Origin of the sequence: uncultured Flavonifractor sp., assembly GCF_944385615.1 — a bacterium.
Taxonomy (GTDB): domain Bacteria; phylum Bacillota; class Clostridia; order Oscillospirales; family Oscillospiraceae; genus Flavonifractor.
The window spans coordinates 1-24,506 of sequence record NZ_CALWXV010000007.1 but is presented as its reverse complement, the minus strand read 5'-3'; the positions used below and the strand labels follow the sequence as shown (position 1 = coordinate 24,506).

27 protein-coding genes are annotated in these 24,506 nt (G+C 58.6%); 12 read left to right on the top strand and 15 right to left on the bottom strand.

Going from position 1 to position 24,506, the window contains the following annotated elements; genetic code table 11:
• Nucleotides 1-173 precede the first annotated feature (173 nt).
• The 8 genes from Q0J75_RS03560 to abc-f form a co-directional block, all read right to left on the bottom strand.
• A complete protein-coding gene (locus tag Q0J75_RS03560; RefSeq protein WP_297196854.1) occupies nt 174-935 on the bottom strand; it encodes an anti-sigma-I factor RsgI family protein in 762 nt (253 codons plus the stop codon).
• A complete protein-coding gene (locus tag Q0J75_RS03555; RefSeq protein WP_297196852.1) occupies nt 928-1,410 on the bottom strand; it encodes an RNA polymerase sigma factor in 483 nt (160 codons plus the stop codon). Before Q0J75_RS03555 ends, Q0J75_RS03560 begins: the two co-directional genes overlap by 8 nt.
• Nucleotides 1,411-1,453: 43 nt before the next feature.
• Nucleotides 1,454-1,816: a hypothetical protein gene (locus Q0J75_RS03550; RefSeq protein WP_297196850.1), complete on the bottom strand. Its 363-nt coding sequence runs from the start codon at nt 1,814-1,816 to the stop codon at nt 1,454-1,456.
• Between the two features lie 164 nt (nt 1,817-1,980).
• The gene (locus tag Q0J75_RS03545) at nt 1,981-3,006 is read right to left on the bottom strand and encodes an L-threonylcarbamoyladenylate synthase (protein WP_297196848.1); all 1,026 of its coding nucleotides are present in this window, start codon (nt 3,004-3,006) and stop codon (nt 1,981-1,983) included.
• Between the two features lie 148 nt (nt 3,007-3,154).
• A complete protein-coding gene (locus Q0J75_RS03540) occupies nt 3,155-3,412 on the bottom strand; it encodes a hypothetical protein (protein WP_297196846.1) in 258 nt (85 codons plus the stop codon).
• Between the two features lie 147 nt (nt 3,413-3,559).
• Nucleotides 3,560-4,627, bottom strand: coding sequence for a peptide chain release factor 1 (gene prfA, locus Q0J75_RS03535; RefSeq protein WP_297196843.1), 1,068 nt, complete (start codon nt 4,625-4,627; stop codon nt 3,560-3,562).
• Nucleotides 4,628-4,639: 12 nt separating this feature from the next.
• Nucleotides 4,640-5,281: a YdcF family protein gene (locus Q0J75_RS03530; protein ID WP_297196841.1), complete on the bottom strand. Its 642-nt coding sequence runs from the start codon at nt 5,279-5,281 to the stop codon at nt 4,640-4,642.
• Nucleotides 5,282-5,283: 2 nt separating this feature from the next.
• A complete protein-coding gene (gene abc-f / locus Q0J75_RS03525; RefSeq protein ID WP_297196839.1) occupies nt 5,284-7,185 on the bottom strand; it encodes a ribosomal protection-like ABC-F family protein in 1,902 nt (633 codons plus the stop codon).
• Nucleotides 7,186-7,266: 81 nt separating this feature from the next.
• Here abc-f and mtnA point away from each other — a divergent pair, with 81 nt between their 5' ends.
• Nucleotides 7,267-8,256, top strand: a complete 990-nt coding sequence (gene mtnA / locus Q0J75_RS03520) for an S-methyl-5-thioribose-1-phosphate isomerase (protein WP_297196837.1) — start codon at nt 7,267-7,269, stop codon at nt 8,254-8,256.
• Between the two features lie 51 nt (nt 8,257-8,307).
• Here mtnA and murF read toward each other — a convergent pair whose 3' ends face one another.
• Nucleotides 8,308-9,699 carry a UDP-N-acetylmuramoyl-tripeptide--D-alanyl-D-alanine ligase gene (gene murF, locus Q0J75_RS03515; RefSeq protein ID WP_297196834.1) on the bottom strand — a complete coding sequence of 464 codons (1,392 nt, stop codon included), beginning with the start codon at nt 9,697-9,699 and terminating at the stop codon, nt 8,308-8,310.
• A 57-nt stretch (nt 9,700-9,756) separates the two neighbouring features.
• A complete protein-coding gene (locus tag Q0J75_RS03510; protein WP_297196832.1) occupies nt 9,757-10,806 on the bottom strand; it encodes a D-alanine--D-alanine ligase family protein in 1,050 nt (349 codons plus the stop codon).
• 328 nt (nt 10,807-11,134) lie between these two features.
• Here Q0J75_RS03510 and Q0J75_RS03505 point away from each other — a divergent pair, with 328 nt between their 5' ends.
• Nucleotides 11,135-12,274 (top strand): MFS transporter, encoded by a 1,140-nt coding sequence (locus Q0J75_RS03505; protein ID WP_297196830.1) that lies wholly within the window; start codon nt 11,135-11,137, stop codon nt 12,272-12,274.
• Nucleotides 12,275-12,318: 44 nt separating this feature from the next.
• On the opposite strand, the gene Q0J75_RS03500 is transcribed toward Q0J75_RS03505, so the two are convergent.
• Complete coding sequence (locus tag Q0J75_RS03500) at nt 12,319-13,587, bottom strand: Ig-like domain-containing protein (protein WP_297196828.1); 1,269 nt, start codon at nt 13,585-13,587, stop codon at nt 12,319-12,321.
• Nucleotides 13,588-13,775: 188 nt separating this feature from the next.
• Here Q0J75_RS03500 and Q0J75_RS03495 point away from each other — a divergent pair, with 188 nt between their 5' ends.
• The 10 genes from Q0J75_RS03495 to Q0J75_RS03450 all read left to right on the top strand — a co-directional run bounded on the left by Q0J75_RS03495 (nt 13,776) and on the right by Q0J75_RS03450 (nt 21,489).
• Nucleotides 13,776-14,543, top strand: coding sequence for a formate/nitrite transporter family protein (locus Q0J75_RS03495; RefSeq protein ID WP_297196825.1), 768 nt, complete (start codon nt 13,776-13,778; stop codon nt 14,541-14,543).
• Between the two features lie 110 nt (nt 14,544-14,653).
• Nucleotides 14,654-15,022: a YlxM family DNA-binding protein gene (ylxM, locus tag Q0J75_RS03490; RefSeq protein ID WP_297196824.1), complete on the top strand. Its 369-nt coding sequence runs from the start codon at nt 14,654-14,656 to the stop codon at nt 15,020-15,022.
• A 3-nt stretch (nt 15,023-15,025) separates the two neighbouring features.
• On the top strand, nt 15,026-16,384 hold the full coding sequence (gene ffh, locus Q0J75_RS03485; RefSeq protein WP_297196822.1) for a signal recognition particle protein: 1,359 nt from the start codon (nt 15,026-15,028) through the stop codon (nt 16,382-16,384).
• Nucleotides 16,385-16,482: 98 nt separating this feature from the next.
• Nucleotides 16,483-16,722: a 30S ribosomal protein S16 gene (rpsP, locus tag Q0J75_RS03480; RefSeq protein WP_007489428.1), complete on the top strand. Its 240-nt coding sequence runs from the start codon at nt 16,483-16,485 to the stop codon at nt 16,720-16,722.
• 18 nt (nt 16,723-16,740) lie between these two features.
• On the top strand, nt 16,741-16,971 hold the full coding sequence (locus Q0J75_RS03475; protein ID WP_297196819.1) for a KH domain-containing protein: 231 nt from the start codon (nt 16,741-16,743) through the stop codon (nt 16,969-16,971).
• A gap of 311 nt (nt 16,972-17,282) precedes the next feature.
• On the top strand, nt 17,283-17,783 hold the full coding sequence (gene rimM / locus Q0J75_RS03470; protein ID WP_297196817.1) for a ribosome maturation factor RimM: 501 nt from the start codon (nt 17,283-17,285) through the stop codon (nt 17,781-17,783).
• Nucleotides 17,776-18,537 (top strand): tRNA (guanosine(37)-N1)-methyltransferase TrmD, encoded by a 762-nt coding sequence (gene trmD / locus Q0J75_RS03465; protein ID WP_297196815.1) that lies wholly within the window; start codon nt 17,776-17,778, stop codon nt 18,535-18,537. The genes rimM and trmD overlap by 8 nt, the downstream gene beginning before the upstream one ends.
• 24 nt (nt 18,538-18,561) lie before the next feature.
• Nucleotides 18,562-19,920, top strand: a complete 1,359-nt coding sequence (locus tag Q0J75_RS03460; RefSeq protein WP_297196813.1) for an alpha-amylase family glycosyl hydrolase — start codon at nt 18,562-18,564, stop codon at nt 19,918-19,920.
• Nucleotides 19,921-20,045: 125 nt separating this feature from the next.
• Nucleotides 20,046-20,882 (top strand): DegV family protein, encoded by an 837-nt coding sequence (locus Q0J75_RS03455; protein WP_297196812.1) that lies wholly within the window; start codon nt 20,046-20,048, stop codon nt 20,880-20,882.
• 103 nt (nt 20,883-20,985) lie between these two features.
• Nucleotides 20,986-21,489 (top strand): GNAT family N-acetyltransferase, encoded by a 504-nt coding sequence (locus Q0J75_RS03450; protein ID WP_297196810.1) that lies wholly within the window; start codon nt 20,986-20,988, stop codon nt 21,487-21,489.
• 50 nt (nt 21,490-21,539) lie between these two features.
• Here the strand turns inward: Q0J75_RS03450 and rbr are convergent, their stop codons facing one another.
• The 4 genes from rbr to Q0J75_RS03430 form a co-directional block, all read right to left on the bottom strand.
• The gene (rbr, locus tag Q0J75_RS03445) at nt 21,540-22,073 is read right to left on the bottom strand and encodes a rubrerythrin (protein ID WP_297196809.1); all 534 of its coding nucleotides are present in this window, start codon (nt 22,071-22,073) and stop codon (nt 21,540-21,542) included.
• Nucleotides 22,074-22,109: 36 nt separating this feature from the next.
• A complete protein-coding gene (locus tag Q0J75_RS03440; protein ID WP_297196808.1) occupies nt 22,110-22,496 on the bottom strand; it encodes a desulfoferrodoxin family protein in 387 nt (128 codons plus the stop codon).
• A 74-nt stretch (nt 22,497-22,570) separates the two neighbouring features.
• Nucleotides 22,571-22,954 carry a Fur family transcriptional regulator gene (locus Q0J75_RS03435; protein WP_297196807.1) on the bottom strand — a complete coding sequence of 128 codons (384 nt, stop codon included), beginning with the start codon at nt 22,952-22,954 and terminating at the stop codon, nt 22,571-22,573.
• A 250-nt stretch (nt 22,955-23,204) separates the two neighbouring features.
• Complete coding sequence (locus Q0J75_RS03430) at nt 23,205-24,428, bottom strand: recombinase family protein (RefSeq protein WP_297196806.1); 1,224 nt, start codon at nt 24,426-24,428, stop codon at nt 23,205-23,207.
• Between the last annotated feature and the right edge of the window lie 78 nt (nt 24,429-24,506).

Below are 24,506 nucleotides of genomic sequence, written 5' to 3'. Positions count from 1 at the left end.
AGCAGTTAGTATACCACACTGCGCAAGTGGTTTGTGAGCGATTTGTAAATTGTGGCGCTCTCTCCCCTACGCTTACAGCCTTTGTTAGTATACCACAGTCCTCCGTCTATTGGAAACGGATTTTTTCCAGATACGAAAAATCGGGACGGCAAGCTTCTGCCGTCCCGATCCTGTTACTCATATCCACCCCAGCCGTAGTGATGACCATGACCGTTTCCAGCGTGTCCCCGTCCACCGGAACCGCCGGTCTGGCTCTCCTGCTCCTCAGCAGTACCGCCGCTCTCCAGTGCGGCGATCCAGTCCCGGATCTGCCGCATGGTCAAACCGGCCACATCATCGGTGGTAATGGTGGGGTCCAGGGCCTGGAGCTCCAGAAAGGCCTGATATTTGCCCATAGACAGCCCGGCATGATGGGCCTCTTCCAGCACCTCCATGTCTCCGTGACAGCACTGGACATTCTCTTGCCCGGCGGTACAGGCCTGAGCCCCCGCCAATACCCGACTGCTCTGGTCCTTGTCCTCTCCCACCACTGTGATGGACAGTAGCTCCCCCTGGGCCAGACGGCCCGCCACGCTCTGGCTGGCCAGTAAACGCTCCAGCGCCGTCTGATAGTCCAGGAATTTCAGTTCCAAACTATCCGCCAGCTCCTGCCCATCCTGGTTGTAGGCCTGGACGCTGACCACCTGGTCAAAGCGGTTGACCCCCAGCTCCACGGAGGGATTGATATCAATGCTGAGGATGGTGGTAGGTGTAAAGTAAAATTGGTATCCACCCAGTCCCACCAGCAGAAAGACCAGACAGGCGGCAACCATAGCCAAATACCGCTTTGGGCTCCGGCTCCTGGCTCTGGCCCGGTTCAGATAGGCCTGAGTCTCTGCCTTCACCCCTTCTTCAGCGTGGATCTGGTCAAAGGCCTGTTTGAGCCGTTCATCCATGGACCTCACCCCCCAGCAGTTCCTTCAGCCGCTCTCTGGCCCGGGCCAGGTTGGTATAGATGGTATTCACATTTTTACCCAGCAGCCGGCTTATCTCCGGGGCTGTGTAGCCCTCATAATAGTGGAGGTATACCACATCCCGCTCCTTCTGGGGCAGAGCCAACACAGCGTTCAGTACCTCCCGAGCCTCGTCGGTCAGATCGGCGGCCTTGTTGGTCAGCTCCTCCAGTGGAACGGTGCGGCTGCGAAAAAAGCTTTTCAGCAGGTCCTTACAGGCGTTGAGGGTGACCCGAATAAACCAGGCTTTTTCATGTTCTCTGCTCTCAAAGGGCCGGTCGTGGAGCAGATATTTCAGAAACACCGTCTGGAAGATATCCTGGGTGTCCGCTTCATTTTTCAGATGGATCATACACAGCCGCCGCACAGTATCTCCGTACCGCTCAATGGCCTGGTTGGTCTCCTCTTCGCCGCGCATGGAGCCCCTTCATCTCCCCTCCGGCCCAAACCGGCGCTCCTACTTACCAGCGGCCGTGGTGACCGCCGCCCCAACTCTGCCGATCGTGACAGCTGGTACCCAGATTGTCGCATACACCATCTCCATTGGCATCCACATAATTGACGCCCAGACCGGTGCCCCGATTGTCACACACACCATCTCCATCAGCGTCCACATACCGGCAATTACTGCCATGATAATCGCATACGCCGTCGTCATTGGTATCCACAAAGCAGCTGTAGCCGCTTTGGCAGAGGCCGCTTCCCTGCCCCACATTGGAGACAACCCGCATACCGTGGTGCCGCCCGCCGGCGGCAAAGGCGGTGGTAGCGCCCGCGCTCAGCACCAGAGCAGTTACAGTAGCACCAATTAAAAGCTTTTTCATCGTCATTTCCTCCCGATCATCTGATAGAGTCATTTAGGACTTCACCTGTAATACGAGCGGAAGGCGGCAATCCTTTCACGGTCTACAAAAAAATTTTAATTTTTTTACTACAGGGTCATCTACTTAACAAAAGTTTATTTTTGTTGAGTAGATGACCCTGTATATTAACAGAATTTCTCCGCCCGGATGATATGGAACCCCGCCGCTTTACTCAGCCGGTTGGATACCGCCAGTCCCAGACCGGCGGCATCGGGGCACTGAGCCCAGATGCGCTGAACATCCGTACCGTCAAACCAGCGCAATGCATCAAACACCCGCCGGGCCTGCTCGGGTATATCGGTACTGGGACCCAGCTGCTCCATAAGGTGGCCCTCAAACAAAGGGGCATATTCGTCAAAGCAGATCACCCCATCGCCCGGGGCCAGATGGGTCTGGATGTATCGGGCCGCCGCCTCCGGCGCGCCCTGAACCACTGTCACCGGAGCCTTGGGCGCATAGTGGCGGTACTTCATGCCTGGGGCCCTGGGCTGCTCCCCCGCCCCCATGAGCCGGGTCACCGCCGGGTCCACTGCCACCTCTCCCAATACCGACTCCAGCTGCTCCAGGGTGATGCCGCCGGGCCGCAGCAGCCGTGGGGGCTGCTCGGTCAAATCGATAATGGTGGATTCCACGCCCACAACGCAGGGTCCTCCATCCACAATGCCGTCGATCTTGCCGTCCATATCCTCCAGCATATCCGCCATATTGGTGGGACTGGGCCGGCCGGAGGTATTGCCCGAAGGCGCAGCCACCGGCAGGTCGGCGGCGGCAATGATGGCCCGGCACACCGGATGGGCGGGACAGCGCATCCCCACTGTGTCCAGACCGGCGGTAACGGCGGCGGGCACGATGGATTTGTGCTTTAGGATCATAGTCAGGGGTCCCGGCCAGAAGCGGCGGGCCAGGGTGTAAGCTGCCTCTGGAATGTCCTCACAGTACCGCTCCAGCCAGTCGGCAGAGGGGATATGGAGAATCAGGGGATTATCCTGGGGGCGGCCCTTGGCCTCAAAAATATGGGCCACCGCTTCACTGTTCAGCCCGTTGGCCCCCAGACCATACACCGTCTCGGTAGGAATGCCCAGCAGACCGCCCCGGCGGAGAATCTCCGCCGCCGGGGCAATATCTGCCGCGCTCAATCGCTGCGTGTGCACCTTGATCCCCTCTTTCTCAGAACCGCCGCCGTCTGCGGCGATGGCAGCCCCGCTGGACCACCGTCAGGATTCCCGCCGCCAGCAGAGCGGCGCCGGAGAGGATGTGCAGGATACCAATGGCCTTTTTCATACCAAACCGTCTCCTTTGTTATTCATAGATACCCACCGGCGTACCCGCCAGCTCAATGGTGGTATCAGGAGCAAATTCCGCTTTTTGCAGATAACCCTTCACGGTGAGAATGCCATATTTGGGGTTGACCTTTTCATCCTCCAGTTCCAGCTCCAGATAGTTTGGGCCGGAGCCGGTGAGCCAGCCGTCGTCTTCCAGCAGACCGGCCAGGTCGTCCTTGACCATATCCAGGGTCAGACGCTCCGGCAGGGTATTGAAATGGATAATCAGTTCCATGGTTGTGTTCCTCCTGTGTGCTTATGTGTCCTGGCTGTTGCGCAGCCGCTCATTTGTCACGCTTCGAGCCCTCCGCTGCGGACGGTAAGCCTGCGGCGGGCAAAAAATGCCGCCGGGCCTGCGGCCCGCCCTGTTTTTTCGTTCGTCTTAACCGTCCTGCTCCCGGGCTCTCAGCCGCTCGGCCTGGTCAGCGGTAATGAGCCCGTCGATGATCTCGTCCAGGTCGCCGTTCATCACATTTTCCAGCTTATATAGGGTCAGACCGATCCGGTGGTCGGTGAGCCGTCCCTGTGGGAAATTATAGGTGCGGATGCGCTCGTTGCGCATACCGGTACCCACTTGGCTGCGGCGCTCGTCGGTGACGGCCTGCTCCTGTTCCCGCACTTTCTCCTCGTACAGCCGGGAACGCAGAATCTGCATGGCCTTGTCCCGGTTCTGAAACTGGCTACGCTCCTGCTGGCACTCCACCACGGTTCCGGTGGGCTTGTGGATGAGCCGCACTGCAGAGGAGGTCTTGTTCACGTGCTGGCCACCTGCACCGGAAGAGCGGAAGACCTGCATCTCGATGTCGGCGGGGTTGAGCTCAAAATCCACCTCGTCCACCTCGGGCAGCACCGCCACCGTGGCGGTGGAGGTGTGGATACGTCCGCCGGACTCTGTCTCGGGTACCCGCTGGACCCGGTGGACTCCACTCTCAAATTTCAGGCGGGAGTAAGCCCCGTCCCCCTCAATGGTAAAGCATATCTCCTTGACGCCGCCTAACTCGGTCTCATTTACCGAGTCCACCTCCACCTTCCAGCGGCGGCTGTCGGCGTACATGGAGTACATGCGGAACAGGGAGTGAGCAAAGAGGGCGGCCTCCTCCCCCCCTACTCCGGCCCGGATCTCCACGATGACATTTTTGTCGTCGTTGGGGTCCCGGGGCAGCAGCAGAATACGGATCTCATCCTCCAGCCGGACGATATCCTCCCTGGCCTGCTGGTACTCCTCCTGGGCCAGCTCCTTCATATCGGGGTCGCCCATCAGCTCCTCCGCGTCGGCCAGGTCCTGTTTCCGGCGCAGATAGGCACGGTAGGCAGTGACCACCGTCTCCAGCTCCCGCTGTTCCTTGTTGAGCTTGGCCACCAGGGCCGGGTCCTCATAGGTCTCCCCCGCCCCTAACTGGGCCTCGATGCTTGCAAAGCGCAGGTCCAGAGCATTTAGTTTTTGCAGCATATCCAAATTCTATCACCTATCGAACAGAAATGACTTGGCCAGAGCAAAGGGCTCACGAATGTACATCTTCAACCGGGACGGTACATGAGAACTGGGGGCCGCCAAGGTGGACAGGGTAGTTTCCCCATCCCATACCCGGCTCCACAGCATCCGCACCCGGGTCAAATGGAAACCGTTGGACACCACCACCATCTGGCTGGCGTCCACGCCCTGTTCCTCCAGCAGCGCCCGGGTAAAGCGCAGGTTCTCCCAGGTGTTGTGGGACTGGTCCTCCAGCAGAATCCGGCTGCCGTCTACCCCGTGGGCGGTGAGATAGTCATACATACACTGGGCCTCGCTCATAGGCTCGTCCGCCCCCTGGCCCCCGGATACCACTACAGTCAGGTCCGGGTGGTCTTCCAGGTAGTCCAGGGCCTTGTCCAGCCGGTCCTGAAGCAAAATTGACGGTCCCCAGGACTCCACCTTGCAGCCCAAAATCACCATAACTTTGGGTTCTCCGGTGATCTCATCGTGGCTGCCGGACAGAACCAGCCCCAGCAGCACCACAAAGCCAAGCACAAACAGGAGCACCACCGCCAGCAGCGCCAGCAGCCAAACTGGTTTCCCCCGCTTCCCCTCATAGGGGTGATAATACTGTTTCTGTCTCTTTTTCATCGTTATCCTTTGGCCTCTTCCAGCTCCGCCGCCAGAGTCTCCCATTTTGTATATAACGTGGCGATCTTCTCTTCCAGGGCCTTCTGCTCCTCGTACACCTTTTGCAGCTCCAGATAGTTGGAGGCCACCTCTTCCGCCTTCAGGGAAAGCTCATACTGCCGCTCCTCCGCCTTGGCCACCGCCCGCTCGGCGGCCGCCACCTGCTTTTCCAGCTCCTTGGTGCCGCCGGGGCGCTTGGGCTTCTCCTTCTTGGACTTCTCAGGCTCTACCTTGGCCGGAGTAGGTGCGGCATTTTTCGCCCGCTCCCGGGCGGCCCGGAACTCCTCAAAGGTACCCCGGAAGTCGATGATCTTCCCGTCCTCCAGCATCCAGATCCGGGTGGCAAACTGCTTGATAAAATAGCGGTCGTGGGAGACAAAGAGCAGATTGCCCTCGTACTCACTCACTGCGTCTTCGATCCACTCCCGGCTGGCGATGTCCAGATGGTTGGTGGGCTCGTCCAGAATCAGCAGATTGATCTTTTCGTCCATCAGCATGCACAGCCGCAGGCGGCTCTGCTCCCCGCCGGACAAGGCGGACACCGGCTTGAACACGTCCTCCCCCCGGAAGTTGAAGGCGGCCAGCCGGTTACGGGCGGTTTGGGTGGAGCAGTCCTGGTCATAGATCATGGTGTCCACCAGATTGCGCTCCGGGTGGGAGAAATGGATGATCTGGGGCAAGTAGCCCACCTTTACCGTGGGTCCCATCCGCAGCTTCCCGCTGTCCGGCTCCTCCTCCCCCAGCAGAATCTTCAGCAGGGTGGACTTGCCGGTGCCATTGTCCCCCAGCAGGGCGATGCGCTCGCCCCCCACCACCTCCAGGTTCACATGGTCGAAGAGGGTGCGCCCGTCAAAGGACTTCTTCAGCTCCTTGATGGTGAGTACCTCGTCCCCTCGGAATTCCCGCTCCCCGAAGCGGATATCCAGTCGGCGCTCCTTGGTGGGTTTATCGGTGGTGCGCAGACGCTCGATCCGCTTCTCCATGGACTGGGCCCGCTTGAAGGTTTTGTCGTTGCCGGAATAGGCCCAGATCCGCAGCTGTTCAGCCGCCTTTTCCAGCTGTCCGATCTTGGCCTGCTCCTTCTCATACTGCTTCAGCTTCTCCTGGTAGCGGTGCTCTTTCTCTACCACATAGAAGCTGTAGTTGCCCTCATAAAACTCCGCCTTGCCCTCCTGGATCTCAATGACCCGCTTGACCACCCGGTCCAGAAACCAGCGGTCGTGGGAGATGGCAAGAACAGTGCCCTTATACCGGTCCAGATACTCCTCCAGCCACTCGGTGGCCCTCAGATCCAAATGGTTGGTGGGCTCGTCCAGCAGCAGAATATCGGTATCCTCCAAAATAAGCCGGGCCAGATTGACTCGGGTCTTCTCCCCGCCGGACAGGGAAGAAAACAGCTGGGCCCGCATGTCCTGGGAAATTTCCAGGCCGTTGCACACCTTGTTGAGAGGGGTAACTGTATCGTAGCCGCCCCCCGCCTCAAAGGCGGCGGTGAGGGCGTCATACCGCCGCAGCAGGGCGGGGTCGCTGTCCTGTCCCATGCGGGCGGTCAGATCGGCCATCTCCTGCTCCATATCGTGGAGCCGCTGGAAGGCGGTTTGGAGCACGTCCTCCACAGTATAGTCCGGAGGGTACACCGGGATCTGAGAGATGAGTCCCACCCCCTTGCCTGGGGCAATGTGGACCTCGCCGTCGTCCCAGTCCAGCTCGCCGGTGAGGATCTTGAAGAGGGTGGTCTTGCCGGCGCCGTTTTTGCCCAGCAGGCCCACCCGCTCCCCCTGGTCGATCTGGAAGGTAAGGCCGTCCAATATTTTTTTGCCTACCTCGAACTCTTTAGACAGGTTCGAGACTGCGATATCGATCATCTTTTGTTTACTCCTGGTCTGCGTTGTGATATAGTATCCTGTGTATCGGATCGGAATCAAAAAAGAATGGAGGCCTTTCCTATGGACGCGATTCGCTGGGAAGGAAAAACCCTTTATCTGTTGGATCAGACAAAGCTTCCGGTGGAGGAGATCTGGCTCCCCTACACCGATTACCGGCCGGTGGCCGACGCCATCCGCACCATGGTAGTGCGGGGCGCTCCCGCCATCGGCGTCACCGCCGCCTATGCCTACTGCCTGGCCGCGCTGGCCGGAGAGGATCTGAAGCAGGCCAAGGCCGTGCTGGCCGCCAGCCGTCCCACGGCGGTCAACCTGTTCTGGGCTCTGGACCGGATGGAGCGCAAGGCCGGCGACTGCGGCGACAACCCGGAGACCCTGATTGCAGAGGCCATTGCCATCCATCAGGAGGATGTGGCTATGTGTAAGGCAACGGGGCTTTACGGCGCTTCCGTGGTGCCGGACCATGCCCATATCCTCACCCACTGCAACGCGGGGGCCCTGGCCACCAGCGGCTATGGCACCGCACTGGGGGTCATCCGTGCCGCCCACGAGCAGGGTAAGGTGGATATGGTTTACGCCGATGAGACCCGCCCCCTGCTTCAGGGCGCCCGGCTTACTGCCTATGAGCTGGTCACCGACCACATTCCCGCCACCCTTATTGCCGACAACATGGCGGCCAGCCTGATGGCCAAAGGCAAGATCAACATGGTGGTGGTGGGCTGCGACCGGATGGCGGCCAACGGAGACTTTGCCAACAAAATCGGTACTTACTCGGTGGCAGTCAATGCCCACCACCATGGGGTCCCCTTCTATGTGGCCCTCCCCTGCTCCACCATTGACCTCACCATCCCGGATGGCAGCGGCATCCCCATCGAGGAGCGGGACAAAAATGAGGTGCGCACCCTGTATGGGGTCCAGACCGCCCCGGCCACGGTGGAGGTGTACAACCCGGCCTTCGACGTGACACCACACAGCCTGGTCACCGGCATCATCACCGAGAAGGGGGTTATCTACCCGCCTTTCCAGGAAAATCTGAAACGTTTATTTGGATAAGCGACAGCGTCAGCCGCCTTCCCCCCGATCGGGGGGAAGGCTTTTCTTACTTTACGCCTCTTTCGTGATGGTGAGCAGGTAATCCACCAGTTCCTCCAGAGCCATGCCCCGGGAGGCCTTCACCAGAATGGTGGCATGGGGCCGGACCACATCGTCCAGCACCGGCTTGGCCTCCGCTTTGTCGGCACAGTGCCAGCAGGTGGGCACCCCTGCCTCCTTGGCCGCATTGTAGATGTGCTTGGACAGCTCACCCACCGCCACCAGACAGTGGATACCGGCCTTGGCCAGATACTCGCCGATACCGGCGTGGAGGGCGGGGGCCAGAGGCCCCAGCTCAAACATATCGCCCAGCACCGCCACCTTATACTCCCCCTTGGCATTGGAGAGCACTTGTACCGCCGCCCGCATGGACTGGGGATTGGCGTTGTAGGTATCGTTGAGAATGGTGATGTCGTCCCCCCGTTGGAGGATGTTCATCCGCATCTTGGTGGGAGCAAAGTGGAGGACCCCATCAGCAATCTCCTGGTCGGTGAGGCCGAACTGCCGCCCCACCGCTGCCGCCATCAGGGTGGGATAGATCATGTGGTCCCCCAGAGCGGGAATTTCCACCCGGAAGGCTCCGTCAGGCGTTTCTACGTTACAGGCAATGCGGCTTCTGCCGTCGCTGACCAGATCCACCGCCCGGTAGTCCAGCCCTTCCCCCGCGCCTACCCGCACAAAGCGATAGGGCAGCTTGCCGGGCAGCGTGTTCAGAAGCGGGTCGTCCCCATTGAGGATGGCCATGGCATTGGGCTTGGCATAGTGGAAGATCTCGCTCTTGGCCTCCAGAATTTTCTCCCGGGAGCCGAAATGTTCGATGTGGGAGTCGCCGATATTGGTCATCAGGATCATGTCCGGCTCTACGATAGCGGAGAGATATTCTATCTCCCCGGCGTGGTTCATGCCCAGCTCCAGCACGGCGATCTGGTGCTCTGGCTTCAGACGCAGCAGGGTCATGGGCACCCCGATGTCGTTGTTCAGGTTGCCCTCGGTCTTGAGGACGTTGTACTTCTCCCCCAGCACCGCCGCCACCATGTCCTTGGTGGTAGTCTTGCCCACCGAGCCGGTGATGGCCACCACGGGAACAGAAAACTTCTGCTTATAGTACTTGGCCAGATCCCGCAGGGCCCGGTGGGTGGACTTCACCTTGATATAGAACTTGCCAGGTAGGTAACTATCCCGCTCCCGCTGGGTGAAGCAGCCCGCCGCGCCCCCCTCCAGAGAGGCGTTGATATAGGCGTGGCCGTCAAAGCGCTCTCCCACCAGGGGGATGAACAGGGACCCGGGGTGGATGGTCCGGCTGTCGGTCTCCACCCGGCTCACGGTGCGGTTCAGATCCCCGAACTCACCCAACAGGCTGCCCCCTACCGCTTCCATGATCTCTCGTATGGTCATCGGCTCCATGATGTCTTTCTCCTTCAATCTCTCTCGTTCCAGACCCCCGCCGGCGGCGGGTGTCCCTTACCGGCCCTGTTTTCTGGCCTCCAGGGAGGCGTTGACAATGCGGTGGCACAGTTCGTTGTAATTGATCCCAACAGCCGCCGACTCCTGGGGCAGCAGGCTGGTGGGGGTCATGCCGGGCAGGGTGTTGATCTCCAAAAACCAGGGTTCCCCGTCGGCGGTGACGATAAAGTCCGCCCGGGAGTAGACGCTCAGACCCAAAGTCTCATACACCCGCAGGGCAGAGGAGCGCAGCTTTTCCTCCCACTCCGCCGGGATCTCAGAGGGACATACCTCCAGGGCCGCGCCGGGCTGGTACTTGTTTGCGTAGTCGTAAAAGCCCTCTTTGGGGATGATCTCGATGGAGGGCAGGGCTTTCCCCTCCAAAATACCCACCTGGATCTCCCGGCCCTTGATGTACTCCTCCAGCACTGTGCGGCCGCCCAGGTTCAGCCCGTCGGTGAGGGCCTTGCGCAGCTCGTCGGCGGTGTGGGCGATGGATACGCCGATGGAGGAGCCGCTGGCCACCGGCTTTACCACCAGGGGCAGCCGGGCGTTTTTGACCAGGCCGTCAATATCCTCCGCCGTATACTCCACCGTCTTCCAGCCGGGTGTGTTCACCACGTCGGCCACCATCCGCTTGGTCAGGTCCTTATCCATGGCGATGGCGCTGGACAGATAGCCCGCCCCGGTGTAGGGGATGCCCATCAGGTCAAAGGCGGCCTGTACCTTACCGTCCTCGCCGCAGGTGCCGTGGAGGGCAAGAAACACCACATCGGCCATCTGGCATAGCTCCAGCACACCGGGACCAAACATGTTTCCGCTGTCTCCGGGACGGCTGCGGCGGACCTCCTCCAGGTCGGGAGCCTGACGGCTGATCTTTTTAAAAGAATCGGGCACCGGCGCGTCAAAAAAAGACTCGTCCGCCCGGCCCTGCTCCAGACCGAAAAACATGTCAATGAGTCCCGCCCGATGACCCAAGGCACGCAGGGCTTCGGTCACCATAGTGCCGGTGGAAAGGGACACATTCCGCTCCGGGGAGAGGCCCCCGGCCAAAACTACGATCTTCATAACACACCTCAGTTGCCAGTTTGATACAATATACTACGCGCTAATGGTATATTATAGCACGCTTTACCCCTATACTCAACTCCCTTTCCGCCATCTGTCTGCGAAATCTTCCCGGTTCCGATCTGCTCCATCCACTTTCTTGACAATTACCTCTCGTTCTGTTACATTGAATCCATCCAAAATCTGTTTTTGTTCTGTCAGGAGTGACGCTTCCCATGTTCTGTCTGTCCAATCCCATCTGATAACTGTACATCCCATTTTCAGGCGCCAAACCTTAGCGCCTGATTGTTGTGCAGAAAAATCAGAAAGGATTGGACTTTGTGATTCTATGAAGCGTAATTTATGGTGTATGTATGCCATTGCCCTGTTGCAGGGTATGGTTTTTTATGGCCCTATCGCCACCCTGTATCGCCAGGCCCGAGGGGTATCCATCGTCCAAATCACCCTGATCGAGAGCATCTCTCTGGCCCTGTGTATCCTGCTGGAGGTGCCCTGGGGCATCCTGGCCGACCGGTTAGGCTACAAGCGTACCATGGTAACCTGCTGCTTTCTCTATTTTCTCTCCAAGCTGGTATTTTGGCAGGCTACCGGCTTTGGCGGCTTTCTGCTGGACTGGATCATGCTGAGCGTAGTGATTGCCGGCCTGTCCGGCGTGGATACCAGTATTCTCTATCTCTCCTGCGGCGGACAGGACAGCCAACGGATTTTTGGGCTGTACAACAGCCTCCAGACTGCCGGTCTGCTGCTGGCCGCCCTTACCTTCTCCCTGGTGATTGGGGACAACTACCCCCTGGCTGGCGGCCTTACCGCCCTCAGCTACGGCGCCGCCGCCCTGTGTTCTCTGGGGCTTACCGAGGTCAAAGGCCCCGCTCGTTTTTCCCTGAAACTGACCCTGGCTCTTCTGCGCCAGACCCTGGCCAACCGGCAGCTGCTGCTTTTGCTCCTCTCCGGAGCCCTGCTGATCGAGGCCCACCAGACCATCACCACCTTTTTGAATCAGCTGCAATACGCCCGCTGCGGCCTGCCAGAATGGGCCATCGGCGTACTCTATATCGCCGCCACCGTGCTGGGTATGGCCGGGATCTGGTCCGCTAACTTTACTGGAAAAACCGGGACCGCCGGGGCTGCGTTCCTGCTCTTTGGCGGCGGAGCACTGGCCTGCGCGGTATTGGCTCTGACGGACACCGCCCTCCCTTCCATCTGTGCCATTCTGACCCTGCGGCTGTGCGGCAGTCTGTTTCAGCCCTTTCAGACGGAGCTGCAAAACCGGCAGGTCACTACCGAGCACCGTGCAACCGCTTTGAGTGTCCACGCCATGATCATGGACACGGTGGGGGTGGGTACCAACCTGGCTTTCGGCGCTCTGGCGGAGGTCAATCTGGCTCACGCCTTCTGGTTCGGCGGCGGTATCTGCCTCACCGGTCTGGTTCTCTTTTTCATCTGGTACCAATCATGTTCCCGTGCATAAACGGAAAACGGCCGCCACCAGCGGCCGTTTTCTTGTGCCATCTTTTAAAACCATCCGGTATCCCGGCTGTCCAGCAGGTCCAGCGCGCTGCACAGCAGCTCCGCCGCCTCCCCACGGGTCAGGGTCTCACTGAGACTGGCCTCCGCAGGCAGTACCCCGCAGGTGGACAGGTTGGCCGCCGATTGAGCCGCCCAGGCGGGGGCATCAGCGGCAAAGGTCTGGGCGTCCACGTCGGTGACCGCCAGTACCCGGTCCAGCAGCACAGCCGCCTCGGCGGTGGTGATGGCGTCGTCAGCCCGGAACACCACCCGGCCTTCCTCGTCGGTGGTGCCCTGGACCAGCCCGCACTTCAGGGCGGAGGACACATAGGGCTTGGCCCAGGTAGGGATGCTCTCATCGTCGGCAAAGCCGGTGCGGGACACTCCCTCCAGAGAGTCCACCCCGGCAGCGTTCATAGCCATAGCCACAAACTCACCGCGGGTCACTGGAGCGTCTGGCTGGAAGAAGTACTCGCCCCCCATACACTCCCCTACAAAGACCCCTTCTTCCGCCAGACGGATGGCCGCCTTGTGGGCCGGGTTGCCGTCCAGGTCAGAATAGGTCACCTTGGTGTCCGGCTTTTCAATCTTTACCTTGACGGTGGCCGGGTCGGAGGCATTGCCCACCGCGTCCATGGCAATATAGGTGAAAGAGTCCTTTCCGGTCTTGTTCTCATAGGGAGTATAGACAAACTGACCGTCCTCCCCGATGGTCACCGCCCCCCGAGCGGGCTTTTTCACCAGCCGGTAGGTGAGCAGATCTCCCTCCGGGTCCACGGCAGTAAAGCGGTCGGCAACCGCCACATTTTGATAGGTGGACAGGGTCAGGTTTTCCGCTACCGGCGCACCGTTGGCCTCACTCAGCAGGTGGAGCTCCACCCCTGCTTCCTCCCCGGCCTCTCCGTCCATAAACAGAGGCTGGAAACGGAAGGTGACCTGATCCGCCTCTGAGGCAACGGCGGGGGTAAAGCGCAGGCCATCCACGGCGGTCATGGCGATCACATCTCCCTCCCCCACCATCTGACCTCCTATGGTCAGCATACCAGTCCCGGCGTCAGGCAGGCCGGTGATGACGATGGCGTCCAGGGCCCCCTCTCCCTCCACCACAAAGTCTTCCGGCTGAAAGGCGATGGTCTGGGCCGCCATACCGTTTTTGACCACATCCAGCACGGCGGGGCGGGTCTCCTGCTGGTTTGAAAAGAGCGCCGAGGCGGGCAGGGCGGCGGTGAGCAGGGCGGCCGCCAGCGCCGCAGCGATCAGGATACGGGTTTTCACAGCTATAACCTCCTCATCTGATGTACTCCTAGTCTTTACCGGCACAGTTGAAATATACAAAATACACGCTCCCCTCTTGTGCGTCAGCCCCATCTCCGGTAAAATACGACTGTGCAGAACAAAAACTGACCCGCCGGTATGGCATTTGCCGTCCGGCCCTACACTGCAAGTATGGAGGAATGGAACCAATGAATCGTACCGTTGTGGAACAGATCGCCCAGGCCGGTGTTGGAAAGCTCACCTTGGCCAATACTGCCCCTCTGCGCTATCTGACCCGGGCCGCTCTGGCCGGGGCCTTTATTTTTGTGGGAGCGCTACTCTCATCCCTGTGCGCCGCCTGGTTTTATAGTGATGCCCTGCCTGTAGCTAAGGTGCTGGGGGCTCTCTCCTTTTCCGCCGCCTTAACACTCATTGTTCTGCTGGGGGGCGAGCTCTTCACCGGCTGCAATCTGGTGATGGGGATCTCCTTATATGAAGGTAAGGTATCTCTCCCCGGCGCACTGAAGATCTGGGTACTGTCCTATCTGGGCAATCTGGTGGGCATCGTGGTGCTCTGTCTGGTGCTGGTGGGCTCAGGGGCCAGCGCCGACCTGCTGGGGGCCTATCTGGCCGTCACCGTACCCGGCAAATTGTCTCTGCCCTGGTACGTATTGCTGCTGCGGGGAGTGCTGTGTAACTTCCTGGTGTGCGTGGGGGTGTTCGCCGGTTTTAAGCTTCAGAGTGAGACCGGCAAGGCCCTGGTCATTGCCCTTGCCATCACCACCTTTGTCCTTACCGGTCTGGAGCACTCCATCGCCAATATGGCCTACTTCGCCCTCTACTTCCTGTACACCCACACCGCCGACTGGGGCGCCATGGGCTGGAACCTGCTGTGGGTCACTTTGGGTAACCTGTTGGGGGGAGCAGTGCTGCTGGGCTATCCCCTGTGGTACGCCGCTGAAGAAAAAGAAAAATAATGCTCAGAACCCCCTTGACAAACGGTGGAAAATCGTGTATTATCACCTCTGTTGTAAAGCTTTGAAACTTTACTTCCTTTACAGAACGACTTACTGAAGGAGGGTGTACCATGAAGAACCAGGCGTACCGCATGGCTCTGCTCTATGATTTTTATGGAGATATGCTCACCGACCGTCAGAAGGAATTCTACGACCTCTATTACAATGAGGACCTGTCTCTGGCCGAAATCGCCGAGAACTACGGCATTACCCGCCAGGGAGTCCGGGACGTGATCGTCCGGGCCGAGGCCATCCTCACCGAACTGGAGGACAAGACCGGCATCATTCGCCGTTTCCACAAGATGCAGCAGCAGTTTCTGGAGATTGAGACCGCTGTAAAGGCCATCTCCCAGCGCAACGACCAGCGCTGGCAGGACGACGAGGTAGAGATCCAGTGCGGCCGCATCCGCGGCATCCTGGATCAGCTGAAACAGGAGTGACCCATGGCATTTGAAGGACTGACCGAAAAGCTCTCCGCCGCCTTTAAGCGGCTGCGGGGCAAGGGCCGTCTCACCGAGGCCGACGTGAAGGAGGCCATGAAGGAGATCCGGATGGCCCTGTTGGAGGCCGACGTAAACTTCAAGGTGGTCAAGCAGTTTGTGGCCTCCGTCACCGAGCGGGCTGTGGGCTCCGACGTACTGGAGAGCCTGACCCCCGCTCAGATGATCGTCAAGATCGTTAACGAAGAGCTCACTGCGCTCATGGGCGGCGAGAGCACCAAGCTGACCATCTCCCCCAAGCCCCCCACAGTGGTGATGCTGTGCGGCCTCAACGGCGCAGGCAAGACCACCAACGGCGCCAAGCTGGCGGGCTTTTTGAAAAAGCAGGGCAAGCGGCCCCTTCTGGTGGCCTGCGATACCTTCCGCCCCGCCGCCATCACCCAGCTGGAGGTTGTGGGCTCCCAGGTGGACGTGCCGGTGTTCCAGATGGGCCAGATCGACCCCATCGACATCGCCAAGGCGGGCATTGAGCACGCCAAAAAGCACGGCAACGACATCGTATTCATTGACACCGCCGGCCGTCTCCACGTAGACGAGGAGCTGATGGAACAGCTCAAACAGATGAAGGCGGCCATTGATCCCACTGAGATCCTGCTTATTGTGGACGCCATGATCGGCCAGGACGCGGTCAATGCTGCCAAGGCCTTTGACGAAGCTCTGGACATCACCGGCGTCATGCTCACCAAGCTGGACGGCGACGCCCGAGGCGGCGCGGCCCTCTCCATCAAGGCAGTCACCGGTAAGCCCATCAAATTTGTGGGCCAAGGTGAGAAGCTGGACCAGGTGGATATCTTCTATCCCGACCGGATGGCCTCCCGTATTCTGGGCATGGGCGATGTGCTCACCCTTATTGAGAAGGCCCAGCAGACCTTTGACGCCAAGAAGGCCGCCGAGCTGGAGCAGAAGCTGCGTAAAAACAAGTTTACCCTGTCCGACTTCTACGACCAGCTGGTGCAGCTGAAGGGTATGGGCTCTCTGGCCGACATCGCCGGGATGCTCCCCGGCGTCAGCGGAAAGGCCCTGGAAGGCGCCGCCATCGACGAGGGGGCGCTGGCCCGCACCGAGGCCATCATCCTGTCCATGACCCCCGCCGAGCGGGAGGACCCCTCCCTGCTGAACAACAGCCGGAAAAAGCGTATCGCCGCCGGCTCCGGCACTCAGGTGGTGGACATCAACCGTCTGCTCAAGCAGTTTGACATGATGCAGCAGATGAGCAAGCAGTTCTCCGGCAAGCAGATGAAACGCATGAGCAAGCTGGGGAAACTGGGCAAGTTCGGCAAGATGCCCGGCCTGCCCTTCTGACCCGGCGGGGGCAAGCCCCGCCCTACTGGATCAGTTGGTAAACGCGCCAAGCCGCGTTTCCATAGATATGTTTCCGATTACATGGAGGTGAAGATACAATGGTTAAGATCAGACTGCGTCGTATGGGCGCCAAGAAGGCCCCCTTCTACCGCATCGTGGTGGCTGACTCCCGCTATCCCCGTGATGGCCGTTTCATCGAGGAGATCGGCACTTACAATCCTCTGACCCAGCCCGCCGAGATCAAGGTGGACGCCGAGCGCGCCCAGGCCTGGATCAAGACCGGCGCTCAGCCCACTGAGACCGTGAAGGCTCTGCTGAAAAAAGCTGGCGCCATCTGATAGGAGGGCACGGCTGGCATGAAGGAATTGCTCACCTATATCGCCCGTAGCCTGGTAGACCACCCCGACGCGGTGGAGGTCACCGAGCACGCGGGGGAGAGCGAGACCGTCCTGGAACTTCGGGTTGCCCCCGAGGATATGGGCAAGGTGATCGGCCGCCAGGGTCGCATTGCCAAGGAGATCCGCACCCTGATGCGCTCCGTTGCCCAGCGCCAGGGCACCAAGGTTTCCGTCGAAATCGTCGACTAAAAAGCGGCGGGGCTGACCCCCGCCGCTTTTCAGCTTGTCGGAAAAGATTTTCCCGACAAGCTGAGGGCACTTTTTGAACCTTGAAAAAGGTTCAAAAAGTGTTTGATTGGACGCGAAAGACAACCCTGACGGTTTATCTCCGCGCCAAGTGCCGCCGCATAGGCGGCGGTTGCGCTCCGAATCGCCCTGCGGGGCAGTCTTTCGCACTATCTTTCCCTCCGAGCCCATCAGCCCTGGAGGGTTTTTTGACAGTCTCTAAAGAAAATCGGCTGCCATATCTGGCGGCCCCTTCCCGCAGGAGGTCCATCCAAATGAAAAACCAATTTCTCGAGGCCGGGCAGATCGTCAACACCCACGGTATCCAGGGTGAGGTCAAGATCGTTCCCTGGTGCGACTCACCGGAATTTCTCTGCCAGTTTGACGTACTATATGTGGATGAAAAGCCCATCCAGATTCGCTCTACCCGCATCCACAAAGGCAATGTGCTGGCCTTCCTGGAAGGGGTCAATGATGTCAACGCCGCCATGGCCCTGAAAGGCAAGACGGTGTTCATCGACCGCACCGGGGTGGAACTGCCAGACGGGCGGCACTTTATCGCCGATTTGATGGGTCTGGAGGTCATCGACGCCGACACCGGCGAGAAGCTGGGTGTGGTGGCCGATGTGCTTACCCCGCCCGCCCACGAGGTCTATGTGGTGAAGGGGGAGCATGAGTATATGATCCCCGCCGTGGATGAGTTCCTGGCGGAGACCAATGTGGAGGGCGGCTATCTGAAGGTCCGCCTCATTGAGGGGATGCGCACCGATGTATAGCATTGATATCATGACCCTCTTCGATCTGACGGTGGGCGATATGATGAACGAATCCATCCTGGGCCGGGCCCAGGAGCGAGACATCATTCGCATTGAGGCCCATCAGATCCGGGACTACACCCTGAACAAGCAAAAGCAGGTGGACGACTACCCCTACGGCGGAGGACGGGGGGCGGTGATGCAGGCCGATCCCCTCTACCAGTGCTGGAAACACATCGTGGACACCTATGGCCCCGGCCACACCATCTACCTCTCCCCCGCCGGAGCCACTTTTACTGAGGCTCACGCCCGCCGGCTGAAGGAGGACTACGACCACCTGATCCTGGTGTGCGGCCACTATGAAGGCATTGACGAGCGGTTCATCGAGGAGTGCGTAGATGAGGAGATCTCCATCGGGGATTTCGTGCTCACCGGCGGAGAGCTGGCCGCCATGGTGGTGGCCGATGCGGTGGCCCGGCTGGTGCCCGGCGTGCTGGCTGATCCGGAGTGTTTTGAAAATGAGAGCCACTGGAATGGTATGCTGGAATACCCCCAGTACTCCCGTCCCGAGGAGTGGCACGGCCGGAAGGTGCCCCCCATCCTCCGCTCCGGAGACCACAAAAAGGTAGCCCAGTGGCGGCGAAAGCAGTCCATTCTCCGCACCCGCCAGCGGCGGCCCGACCTATACGAAAAGCTGGACCTGTCCTCCAAGGAGGATCAGAAACTGCTCCGGGAACTGGAGGAGGAGCAGGCCCATTCCGAAGAACGGTTCTAAAACTTAAATTTGGAGGCGTTAACCATGAGTCATTGGGTCACTGAGTCCGTTTTCTATCATATCTATCCCCTGGGGTTCTGCGGCGCGCCGGAGTACAACCCCGGCGGCGCACCTGTCCCCCGCCTGGACAAGCTGAAGGACTGGATTCCCCACCTGAAGGAGCTGGGGATCAACGCCCTCTACCTGGGCCCGGTGTTCCAGTCGGTGAAGCACGGCTATGACACCACCGATTACTTCCAGATCGACTGCCGCCTGGGGGACAACGACTCCTTTGCCGCCCTGTGTGACGAGCTCCACGCCAACGGCATCCGGGTGGTGCTGGACGGGGTGTTCAACCATGTGGGCCGTGGCTTCTGGGCCTTCCGGGACGTGCAGGAAAAGGGCCAGGGTTCCCCCTACTGCGGCTGGTTCCACAACCTGAACTTCGGCGGCCCCTCCCCCATGGGCGATCCCTTCTGGTATGACGCCTGGCAGGGCCACTATGAGCTGGTGAAGCTCAACCTGCGCAACCCCGAGGTGGTCCAGCACCTGTTGGACGCGGTGGCCATGTGGATGGATAAATTCCACATCGACGGTCTGCGGCTGGACGCCGCCGACTGCGTGGATTTCGACTTTTTCCGTACCCTCAAGGGCTTTGTAAAGAGCAAGGACCCGGACTTCTGGCTCATGGGCGAGATCATCCACGGAGATTACGCCCGCTGGGCCAACCCGGAAATGCTGGACTCGGTGACCAACTACGAGTGCTGGAAGGGTCTGTGGTCCTCCCACAACGACAAGAACTATTTTGAGATCGCCCACTCCCTCAACCGCCAGAGTGGCCCCGGCGGTATCTACCGCAACATCACCCTCTATAATTTTGCCGACAACCACGATGTGGACCGTCTGGCCAGCAAGCTGGTCGACCCGGCCCACCTGAACAACCTGTACACCCTGCTGTACACCATGCCCGGCGTGCCATCCCTCTACTACGGCAGCGAGTGGGCCCTGAAGGGAGAGCGCACCAAGCACTCCGATGCTCCCCTGCGCCCCTGCCTGGACCTGAAGGAGATGGAGGCGCTGGATCAGAATCTGTGTGCCCATCTGGCCGCTCTGGCCAAGATCCGGGCCGCCTTCCCCGCTCTGCGGGAGGGCCAGTATGAAAATGTAGTCATCAAAAATCAGCAGTTGGTGTTCCGCCGGACCACCGACAGCCAGCGGGTGTATGTGGTCCTCAACCTGGAGCCCCAGGAGGTCCATGTGGAGTTCCCCCATCAGGAGCCGGTGCTCCAGGATGTGCTCAATGACAACGCTATCTTCAACAACGACGGCGGACGGACCTGGATGCCCATCCCTCCCTGCTCTGCCCGGATTTTGGTGGGCGCTCCGGACCGTTTCACCTGGTAAGAGCGGTATTTTTCCATCCATTCCCGGATTATTTACACGTTCTCCCTTTACTTTTCTCGCGGATGGTGTTACAATAGCGGCAATGAGTGATATCATCTTCAAAATCATATTCGAGGGTTTTTGTTATGAGTTTTAAGATCATTGTCGATAGCTGCTGCGATCTCACCCCCGCCCAGCTGCGGGAGGACTGTTTCATCAAGGTCCCCCTTACCATTCGGGTAGGGAGCGAGACCATTGTGGACGACGCCACCTTTGACCAGAAGGCCCTGCTGGATAAGATGCGGGGCTGCCCTACCGCCCCCCAGTCGGCCTGCCCCTCCCCTGCTCAATATATGGAGGCTTTTGACTGCGGCGCCGACGATCTCTATGTGGTCACACTGTCGGCACTGCTATCCGGCTCTCATAACGCGGCGGCCCAGGCCAGAAATCTGTGGCTGGAGGAGCATCCCGGCGCCAACATCCACATCTTCAACTCCTGCTCCGCCTCCGCTGGTGAGGTATTGGTGGCCCTGAAGCTCCAGGAGCTGGCAGAAGCCGGTCTGGACTTTACCACTGTGGTGAGCAAGGCCTCTCAATATATCGAAGAGATGAATACCCTCTTCGTGCTGGAGACGTTGGACAATCTGCGGAAAAACGGGCGGCTGACCCGCACCCAGGCTTTGGTCACCAGCACCCTGCGCATCAAGCTGTTGATGGGTTCCACCCCTGAGGGAGAGATCTGTAAGAAGGGCCAGGCCCTGTCCATCAAGCAGGCCCTGTCTAAAATGGCATCCATTATGGCGGAGGATCCGGGACACGCCGGACGGCGGCTGTGCATAGTCCACTGCAACTGTCTGGACCGGGCCTTTTATCTGAAGGAGCTGGTCATGAAGCAGTGCCGTTTCTCCGAAGTGCTCATCAGCGAGACCGGCGGTATCTCCACCGTTTACGCCAACGACGGCGGCATTGTGGCGGCTTACTGATCCCATACAACCAAAAGCAACCGTCCGGAAGCAAAGTCCGGACGGTTGCTTTTTCCATTTTACTGTGCTATACTGTCCCAAATTCCTTGTAGGAGGCGTTTTTATGAACTACATTATCCGCCCCACGGAGCCCAAGGACGCAGCCGGTACCGCGGCCCTGCGCCGGATGCCGGGGGTTTTTGAGAATACGCTGGGGCTTCCCTCCTGCCGCACCGCAGACAGCGAGGACTTTGTGTCCCATCTGGGGCCCAATGACCACCATTTTGTAGCAGTGCTGGAGGATGGCACTGTCATCGGCGCAACGGGCCTTCATTTGGAATCCAATCCTCGGATGCGCCATGTGGGCGGTGTAGGTCTGATGGTCCACGCCGACTATCAGAATATGGGGGTGGGCACCGCCTTGCTTACCACCCTGTTGGACCTGGCTGACAACTGGCTGATGTTGAAGCGGGTGGAACTGACTGTCTTTGCGGACAATGAGCGTGCTATCCACCTCTATGAAAAACTGGGCTTCGAGAAAGAGGGCCTCAAGCGGATGACCACCGTTCGGGACGGCAAGTATGCAGATGAGTATATGATGGCCCGGATTCGCCCCGGGCTGGCGTAAAAAAACAGGCAGCAGAATCCAAGGATTCTGCTGCCTGTTGCTTATTCTGCTTAGTAGTTGACAGCGCGGATCTCAAAATAGGCCTGGGGATGCGCACACACAGGGCACACCTGAGGGGCCTCTTTGCCAACGTGGATGTGGCCGCAATTGCGGCACTTCCACATATACTCGTCGCCCCGCTTGAACACTACGCCCTCTTCCAGGTTCTTCAGAAGGGTCAGATAGCGCTCCTCGTGCTCCTTCTCGATCTTACCCACACCCTCAAACAGGAAGGCCAGCTTCTCAAAACCCTCTTCCCGGGCGGTCTCGGCCATCTCCTTGTACATCTGGGTCCACTCTTCGTTCTCGCCGGCGGCAGCGGCCTTCAGATTGGCCATGGTATCGCCAATGCCGCCCAGCTCCTTGAACCACAGCTTGGCGTGTTCTTTCTCATTGCCGGCGGTCTCCTCAAAGATGGCCGCGATCTGCTCGTAGCCTTCCTTCTTGGCCTTGCTGGCAAAGTAGGTATACTTGTTCCGCGCCATGCTCTCACCGGCAAAAGCGGTCCACAGATTGGCTTCGGTCTTACTGCCTTTCAGTTCCATAACGCTCATCCTTTCTATTTGAAAATTCTATTTCGATCAGCCTTCGCCTTTCCAGAAACCGTGGAGGTTGCAGATCTCATAGGCCTCCACCTTATCACTCCGGCAGAAGGTCTTCAGCTCGGGCGCATCGCCAGGCTTGGGGAACTTCATGGTCACGGTGTCGCCGTCCACCACAGCAATGAGGGAAATATAGTGTTCAGGAAGCATGGGATGCTCCACAGCACCAACCTTGACGGTGACGGAATTACCGCTGCCATGGGCAGTCTTCTCCACTACGGGAACATGCTTCTCCATGGCTCCGTCGGTGGTATTGGGGGTGATCTCTTCCATCTTCTGGCCGCAGCACATGACGGGCACGCCCTTATCCACAACCTTGAAAATCACATTGCCGCAATGCGCGCAGCGATACAGTTTAAACTCCATGTCCATACATCCTTTCTTATTTACAGTATTGGCGCTTTCGCGCAAATTAAACTTACCACATCATCGGAAAAAACTCAATGTTTTGGTTTGCAGTCAGCGCAGGTCCCATGAAAAATCAGTTCATGTGCTTTAATGTCATGGCCACTGGCCAACAGCGCTTTGTGGTCCAACTCTTTATCGTAGGGCAGATCCAAATCAAATACCCCGCCGCAGACCTGACAGCGGAAGTGCGCATGGGGCTCTACATTGGCGTCATACCGCTCTACCGGAAAAGCCATCCGTACCGCGGCGCCCTCATCCACCAGTAAATTCAAGTTGCGATAGACTGTTCCCAAACTCAGATTAGGGTTGGTTGGCTTCAGCCATTGATATATCATTTCGGCAGTGGGATGCTGATCTGTATGCATCAGTGCTTCATATATCAGCTCCCGCTGGCGTGAATACCGCTTTCCGTTCATAGGTCACCTCTCTTGTAAAGTGCCTTAACAGTAACTATTACTGTTATTGTTATAATAACAGAACTTCCAGCAGTACGCAAGTATTTTTTCAAAAATCAAAAAACTTTTTCCAATGCGCCCAATTACGGCTATTTTATCTACCTATTGGGCATGATCGCCCTCAATGGTCAAGATCTCCGAGTGGTCGTTCCATGGCAGCTTCCAGTTTCTTTAGGGCCTTTTTTTCAATGCGGGATACATAGCGACCCAACTATTGTAAGTGATTTTCCTCTGAAAAAATCGCCGTTTTGGACGGCGCAAACCCTTGTGGCACATGGCTTTCAACCGTTTCATTTAAATCTGAAAATCGAAAGTGTATGATGATTTCCTTATCCGCCGTCAGTTCCACCCGCTCGATGAGACTAACCAGCAGTTCCCGGCTCTCCCCTGCTGTTTCGATGAATCGCTGTACCAGTTCCCTGGCCCTGTCCTCACTGCGGACGGGGCTTTTTTTGCGCAGTTCCAACTCCTGGCGTTTTTCCTCCAGCAGTTTACGATCCAGCTTCACCCGGTTGAAGATTCGCTGAAAATCCTCCTCCGGTAACAACCCACTGAGCCGGTCGGTGTACATCCGATCCAAATTTACGGTGAGGCTGTCGATTTTGGCCTGGACAGCCTGGAGCTCTGTCTCCAGGCTGCTCTGTTTTCTGGCGTTTTCCACGGCTTCCTGAGCCACGGGCAACAGTTCATCAGGGTTCAGATACGCCTGGCACACCTCACGCACCTTAGCAATCACCGCGTCGGTCACCGTTTTCTCCTTGATGGAGTGACAGGTACAGACACCCGCTTTGGTAAACCGCTGGTAGGTCCGGCAGACGAAGTACAACACATCCTCTCCCCTAGCGTTTTTCCGGTTGAGCACCGCCAAGGGATAACCACACTCGTGACAGAAAATCAGCCCTTTCAGCAGAAAGTCGTAGGTCCGGCTTCGAGTATGTTTGCGGCTGTTGATCAGCATCCGCACTTTGCGAAAGGTCTCCACATCCACCAAAGGTTCATGGGTGCCCTCCACCACTACCCAGTTCGCTGGGTCCTGTTTCAAGCACTTCTTGGACTTGTAACTAATCTTCACGCTGCGCCCCTGCACCATATTGCCAATATAGGTCTCATTCTGCAACATATCAGAAATCCGCTCGCTACTCCATAGACCGGAGTATGGGCCGGGTCTGGCGATGGGCAGATTGGCATAAGTAGCCGGTGTGGGAACTCCTTCCTGGTTGAGCAGTGCCGCGATATGGCGGCAACTCATACCGCTCAGGGCCAGGGCAAAAATCCGCCGCACAATGGGAGCTACTTCCCCATCAATGACGATCTTGTTTTTCTCCGTGGGGTGCATCTTGTAACCATAGGCCGGCTTTCCGCCGATGAACTGTCCCTTCCGCTGCTTATCCCGCTTGACGCTCTTGATCTTCTTGGAGATGTCCTTGGCGTACATGTCGTTGAACAGCGGTTGTTCGGGAAGGGTAAAGACAAACAAGCAGAAACCCAGTATTCATGCGGGTTTGCGGCGGGA